The organism is Amycolatopsis sp. NPDC051071, assembly GCF_040682875.1.
Taxonomy (GTDB): domain Bacteria; phylum Actinomycetota; class Actinomycetes; order Mycobacteriales; family Pseudonocardiaceae; genus Amycolatopsis.
This window is the reverse complement of record NZ_JBFBBY010000269.1, coordinates 1-6,732: the sequence shown is the minus strand read 5'-3', so window position 1 is coordinate 6,732 and position 6,732 is coordinate 1. Positions and strand designations below refer to the sequence as shown.

At 69.8% G+C, this 6,732-nt stretch carries 4 protein-coding genes and 1 pseudogene; 1 reads left to right on the top strand and 4 read right to left on the bottom strand.

Annotation, left to right across the window (positions count from 1 at the left end):
* Positions 1-67: 67 nt before the first annotated feature.
* From infB to rimP, 4 genes and pseudogenes are all read right to left on the bottom strand, one after another.
* Entirely contained in the window at positions 68-3,142 is a 3,075-nt protein-coding gene (gene infB, locus AB0M65_RS39615) for a translation initiation factor IF-2 (protein ID WP_364040375.1), read from the bottom strand.
* An 86-nt stretch (positions 3,143-3,228) separates the two neighbouring features.
* Positions 3,229-3,590 (bottom strand): annotated as a pseudogene (locus tag AB0M65_RS39610) (YlxR family protein).
* Between the two features lie 23 nt (positions 3,591-3,613).
* The gene (gene nusA, locus AB0M65_RS39605) at positions 3,614-4,654 is read right to left on the bottom strand and encodes a transcription termination factor NusA (protein WP_364040372.1); all 1,041 of its coding nucleotides are present in this window, start codon (positions 4,652-4,654) and stop codon (positions 3,614-3,616) included.
* Entirely contained in the window at positions 4,651-5,190 is a 540-nt protein-coding gene (gene rimP / locus AB0M65_RS39600; RefSeq protein WP_364040369.1) for a ribosome maturation factor RimP, read from the bottom strand. Before rimP ends, nusA begins: the two co-directional genes overlap by 4 nt.
* 135 nt (positions 5,191-5,325) lie before the next feature.
* On the opposite strand from rimP, the gene AB0M65_RS39595 reads away from it, so the two are divergent.
* Positions 5,326-6,264 carry a ferritin-like domain-containing protein gene (locus tag AB0M65_RS39595; protein WP_364040366.1) on the top strand — a complete coding sequence of 313 codons (939 nt, stop codon included), beginning with the start codon at positions 5,326-5,328 and terminating at the stop codon, positions 6,262-6,264.
* Positions 6,265-6,732 lie beyond the last annotated feature (468 nt).

Sequence of the window (6,732 nt, the reverse complement as noted above, 5' to 3'; positions counted from 1 at the left end):
GTTGGGTGTTTTTTTTTGTTCGCGGGGGCCCCCCGGCGGTGGGGGGGGGCGGCCGCCGCCGTGTCACTTACGCACGCGGCTTTTCGCGCTGCTCGTACGTCTCGATGACGTCGCCGAGCTTCAAATCGCTGTAGCTACCCAAGGTGAGACCACACTCGAAGCCCTCGCGGACCTCGGTGACGTCATCCTTTTCGCGCTTCAGCGAGTTGATCGGCAGATTCTCGACGATGACGTTGCCGTCACGGAGGAGACGGGCCCTGGCGTTACGCCGGATCTCACCCGAGATGACCATGCAACCGGCGATCGTACCGACCTTCGACGACTTGAAGATCCCGCGGATCTCGGCCTTGCCAAGCTCGACCTCTTCGAAGATCGGCTTGAGCATGCCCTTGAGCGCGGCTTCGATCTCGTCGATCGCCTGGTAGATGACCGTGTAGTACCGGACGTCGACGCCCTCGCGGGTGGCCCGCTCGGTCGCCTTGCCCTGTGCCCGCACGTTGAAGCCAAGGACGATCGCGTTGGACGCGGTCGCCAGGTCGATGTCGGACTCCGTGACGCCACCGACACCGCGGTGGACCACGTTGAGCTCGACCTCTTCTTCGCCGACATCCAGCTGCATCAGCGAGGCTTCGAGGGCCTCGACCGTACCGGAGTTGTCACCCTTGATGATCAGGTTAAGGGTGCTCGTCTCCTTCAAGGCCTCATCGAGGTCTTCGAGGCTGACCCGCTTACGACGCGACGCGTTGAGCGCGTTGCGGGTACGGGCCGAACGCCGCTCGGCGATCTGCCGGGCGACCCTGTCCTCGTCGACGACGAGGAACGTGTCACCGGCGCCGGGCACCGAGGTGAACCCGATGACCTGGACCGGACGCGACGGGGTCGCTTCGGTGACGTTGACGTTGTGCTCGTCGACCATCTTCCGCACGCGGCCGTACGCGTCACCGGCGACGACGGAGTCACCGACGCGCAGCGTTCCGCGCTGGACCAGCACCGTGGCGACCGGACCGCGACCGCGGTCCAGATGCGCCTCGATCGCGACGCCCTGTGCCTCCATGTCCGGGTTGGCACGCAGGTCGAGTGCGGCATCCGCGGTCAGCAGGATCGCCTCGAGGAGACCATCGATGTTGATGTTCTCCCGCGCCGAGATCTCGACGAACATCGTGTCGCCGCCGTACTCCTCGGCCACGAGGTTGTACTCGGTGAGCTGCTGCCGGATCTTGTCCGGGTTCGCGCCCTCCTTGTCGATCTTGTTGATCGCGACCACGATCGGGGCCTTGGCGGCCTGCGCGTGGTTGATCGCCTCGACCGTCTGCGGCATGACGCCGTCGTCGGCCGCGACCACGATGACCGCGATGTCCGTGGCGTTCGCACCACGAGCACGCATGGCGGTGAACGCCTCGTGACCCGGGGTGTCGATGAACGTCACGAGACGCGGGATGCCCTCGAGCTCGGTCTCGATCTGGTAGGCGCCGATGTGCTGGGTGATGCCACCGGCTTCGCCCTCGCGCACCTTCGTCTTGCGGATCGTGTCGAGCAGCCGGGTCTTACCGTGGTCGACGTGACCCATGATCGTCACGACCGGCGGCCGGACCTGCAGGTCTTCTTCTTCACCGGCGTCTTCGCCATAGGTGATGTCGAAGGTGCCGAGCAGCTCGCGGTCTTCTTCCTCCGGGCTGACGACCTGGACGACGTAGTTCATCTCGCCGCCGAGCAGCTCGAGGATGTCGTCCGACACGGACTGCGTCGCCGTGACCATCTCACCGAGGTGGAAGAGCACCTGCACCAGCGAAGCCGGGTTGGCGTCGATCTTCTCGGCGAAGTCGGTCAGCGAAGCGCCACGCGGCAGGCGGATCGTTTCGCCGCTGCCCTTGGGCAGGCGAACGCCACCGACGCTGGGCGCCTGCATGTTGTCCATGTACTCCATGCGCTTCTGGCGCTTGGACTTCCGGCCCTTGCGAGCGGGACCACCGGGACGACCGAAGGCACCAGCGGTACCACCGCGGCCACCGGGGCCACCACGGCCACCGCCGCCACGGAAACCGCCGCCACCGGCCGGGGCACCGCCGCCGCCACCAGGGCCACCGCCACCGGGACGGAAACCTCCGCCACCGCCGCCACCGGGACGGAAACCGCCACCGCCGCCGGCACCACCGGGACCGCCGCGGAAACCTCCGCCGCCGCCACCGGGGCCACCACGAGCGCCGCCGCCGGGACCACCACGGGCACCGCCACCGGGACCACCACGGGCGCCACCGGGACCGGCGGCCGGACGGGCCGGACGGCCCGGCATCATGCCGGGGTTCGGACGCGGGGGCATGTTGCCCGGGGTCGGCCGGTTACCACCGGGAGCGCCGCCACCGGGACGCGGAGGACGGTTGTCGCCACCCTGACCGCCACCCGGACGCGGGGGACGGTTGTCGCCGCCCTGCTGGCCGCCACCGGGACGAGGACCGGACGGACGCTGGGCCGGGGAACCGGAACCCACACCGAACGGGTTGTTGCCGACCCGCGGGGTGCGCGGGCCGGGCTTCGGGCCGCCGGGCTTGGGGCCCTGCGGCTTCGGCGGCACGACGGAACCCTGCGACGGCGTCGAGGACGACTGCGGGGTGGCCGGGGTGGCCGGGGTGGCCGGAGCCGCCGGGACGTCCTTGGCGGGCTCGGCCTGCTGGGCCTGCTGGGGTTCGGCCACCGGGGCGGCCTTCGCCGCCGGAGCGACCTCTTCCTTCGGCGCCGGCGGCCGGGGGCCGGGGCGCGGACCCGGGCGGACACCCGGGGTGGAGGGGCGGGACGGCTGCTGAGCCTGCGCCGCCGGTGCCGGCTCGGCCGGAGCGGACGCCGCGGGGGCGGCCGGTGCCTCGGTCTTCGCCGCGGGCGCGGGCTGAGCCTGCTGCGCGGCCGGAGCCGGGGTAGCGGGCTTCGCGGGAGGAGCGGGCGAAGGACGCGGGCCGGGGTTCGGGATCGGCTTCTTGCTCTTGCCGTCCTTGGACGGGTACGCGTCACGCAGACGGCGGGCCACCGGGGCCTCGACGGTCGACGACGCGGACTTCACGAACTCGCCCTGTTCCTTCAACTTGGCGAGAACTTCCTTGCTGGTGATGCCGAGCTCTTTCGCGAGCTCATGTACTCGGGCCTTGCCTGGCACAGCTCTCCTCATCTGGGGAGGCCGGCGGCAGACCCGCAGACCTCGTCCTATTGTCGCGCGTTCATTGATTCAGCTTCACGGCTGACTCATGACGGGTCGACCTGCTTCCTGATTCCATCCGGCACCGGGGGTGTCCCGGCGCCTTTCAGCCTTCGGTGAGTCGCTCAAGGCGTTCGTGGACACCCTGGGCGTCGAGCGACCCTGGAACACGAAGTGCCCGGGGGAACGCCCTGCGCCGCTCGGCCTTGGCCAGACAGTCCGGCACGGGGTGCAGCCAAGCACCCCGGCCCGGCAACCGCCGACGTTCATCGACGATCAGCCGTCCATCCGCCGCGACCACTCGCAGCAACTCGCCGATCAAGGCCCGCCGACGGCAACCCACACAGGTACGAACCGGAGATTCCCGGTCATGCTGGAGGTCGGTTCCCGGCCGCGGGCTCTGAACCACTCGTAAGTCTAGCGCTTCGACCTTCACTCAGCCGAACCGGTCGCCGCGGCGGGCCGCGGCGGCACGGCGTGTGCTTCGTCACCCTGCTCAGGGGCGGCGTCGCTGCGGATGTCGATCCGCCAGGTGGTGAGGCGTGCGGCGAGGCGGGCGTTCTGCCCTTCCTTGCCGATCGCGAGCGAAAGCTGGAAGTCCGGGACGACGACGCGAGCGGTCTTGGCGCGCTCGTCGACGACCTTGACGGAGATAACCTTCGCGGGCGACAAGGCATTCCCGACGAACTTGGCCGGGTCCTCCGAGAAGTCGATGATGTCGATCTTCTCGCCCGCGAGTTCGCTCATCACGTTGCGCACCCGCGCGCCGACCGGGCCGATGCAGGCACCCTTGGCGTTGACGCCGGGCACCGTCGAGCGGACCGCGATCTTGGTCCGGTGTCCCGGCTCGCGCGCGATGGCGGCGATTTCGACCGTGCCGTCGGCGATTTCGGGGACCTCGAGGGCGAACAGCTTCTTGACCAGGTTCGGATGCGAACGCGACAGCGTGATCTGCGGGCCGCGGTTACCGCGCGAGACGGTGACGACGAAGGCCTTGAGCCGGCTGCCGTGTTCGTAGGACTCGCCAGGTACCTGCTCGATCGCGGGCAGGACGCCTTCGATGTCGCCGACCTGGACGATGACCATGCCGCGGGCGTTGGCGCGGGCGTCACGTTGCACCACGCCTGCGACGATCTCGTTCTCCTTCGCGGAGAACTCGCCGAAGCTCTTCTCGTGCTCGGCGTCGCGCAGGCGTTGCAGGATGACCTGCCGCGCGGTGGTCGCGGCGATCCGCCCGAAGCCCTCGGGGGTGTCGTCCCATTCCTCGTCGGTCTGGCCGTCCGGGGTGAGGGTGTGCGCGAGGACGCGCACCAGCCCGCTCTTGTGGTCGATGTCGATCCGGGCGTGCGCCTGGTGACCTTCGGTGTGCTTGTACGCGGTGAGCAGCGCGGTCTCGATCGCTTCGATCACCGTCTCGAAGGGGATGTCCTTGTCCCGTTCGATCGCGCGCAGCGCGGCGATGTCGACGTTCACTTCGGCTCCTCCTTCGGCTCAGTGGTGGCGGCGTTCAGGGCCGACGCATCGGTTTCCAACAGTTTCAGGTCCTCGGCAGGTGGTTGCTTGAACTCGATCTCGATGACCGCCTTGGTCACCGAGGCGTAATCGACGTCCCGGATCTCGCCGTCGACGAGCACGCGCGCGGATTTCTCCCCCGCGTACCCGACGCGGCCGATGAAGGCGGCGCCCTCGGCTGGGGTGACCTTGACCAGGCGGAACTTCGCGCGCCGCCAGTGCCTTCGCACGGACAGCGGCCGGTCCAGGCCCGGTGAGGTCACTTCGAGGGTGTACGCGCTGGCCAGCACGTGCTCGTTCTCGTCGAGCACGGCGGAGACGGCGCGGCTGACGCTCGCCACCTCGTCCAGCCCGACGCCGTCGTCCCCGTCGACGACGACCTTGACCAGCTGACGGCGGCCTGCTTGCTGGACCTCGAAGGAATCGAGGTCGAAACCCGCGGCCTTGACGGCTTCGGCCACGATGGGCTCCAGCCTGCTGGCGAGGTCGTTGGGCACGGTGGAGCGCTCCTGTTCGGCTGTGGACGACCCGGCGGCGTGGATCCGGGTTCGGTAGTGGACCAGCTTATCTGGTGACCCCCGCGTGACGCGCGAGCGGCGGCCCCGCAAGGGGTACTGGCAGGATGGGGCGGCGTGACCGGAAGACCGACCGAGCCCACCTTGCCGAGCCGTCGTACTTTCCTGCGTGTGGGGGCGCTTGCCGCGCTGGCCGTGCCGCTGGCGGCGGCCTGCGGCCCCGGGTACGACGAAAGCCCCGACCCGCTGGCCCCGCTGTTGCGCGCGGCGGACACCGACGCGGCCGGCGCGAAGGCGCTGACCGGGGCGGAAGCCGAAGCGGTCGCCGCCACGCGGGCCGCGCACGCGGCGGCACTCAAAACCGAGGTGGACCGGCTCAACCGGCCGAAGCCCGCCCAGTCCGGACCGGCGGAGACCCCGGCGTCGTCCGTGGACGGGCTCAAAGAACAACTCGCGCTGGCCAGGAAACAGGCTGAACAACTGGTGCCTTCACTGCCGCGCTACCGGGCCGGGCTGGTCGCCTCGATCGCGGCGGGCTGCGCGGCACTGCAGCAGAGTTCGGACAAACTCGGCCGCGGTGACGACGCCGGAGCCGTCGAAGTGCCCGCCGGTGCCCAGTTGAACCAGGAGGGGACGGAGGCCGTGCAGCAGGCCCTCGCCGCCGAACACGCGGCGATCTGGGTGTACGGACTCGTCAGCGCCTATCTCCCGGCCGCCTTCACGAGCGCGGTCGCCCGCGGCGCGGGCGAACACGTCAAGCGGCGGGACGTCTGCGAACGGATGCTTTCCGCCGCGGGCCAGACCCCCCCGGGCCCGGAAGCCGCCTACGTCCCGCCGAAACCGGTGACCGAGGCGAACTCGGCGATGGAACTCGTGGCGACGGCCGAATCGGACGTCACCGCGGCCTGGCTCGGCGTGATCGACCGGACCGATGACGCCGCGTTGCGCGGGACGGCCCTGAACGCGCTGATCGGGTCGGCACGGCGGGGAACGGCATGGCGGGCGGAGTTCGGCGCGAAGCCGGTCGCGATCGCGATGCCGGGCCAGTCGGCCTGAGCCTGTGCGGTGTTGCGCTGCCGCTGTGCGGCCGGGTGTTGCTCTGCCGCCGGGTGTGCTGCCGTCGGGTGTTGCGAAGGGCACTTTCGCAACGTTGAAGGTTGCGAAGTGCCCTTCGCCACACCTTCGAGAGGCCGGGTGCCGGGTCGTGAGTGGTAGTGCGGGTTAGCCACGTGAGTGGTAGTGCGGGTTAGCCACGTGAGTGGTAATGCGGGTTAGCCAACAGTGCGCCAGTTGCCTACGGCCCCGCACCCTCTGCCCCAGCCGCCCACCAGCACAGCAGCCCCACCAGCCACAGCAGCCCCAGCCCCAGCCGCCGCCCACCAGCACAGCCGACCCACTTGCCCCAGCCACCCACAGCCACGGCGACAGCGCGTGAAGGCCCCCTTCCCTCGGCTCAGCCGAGGGAACTCGACCTTCACACCTTCCCCAGTACATGAAGGCCCCCTTCCTTGCGCAAGGCGCAAG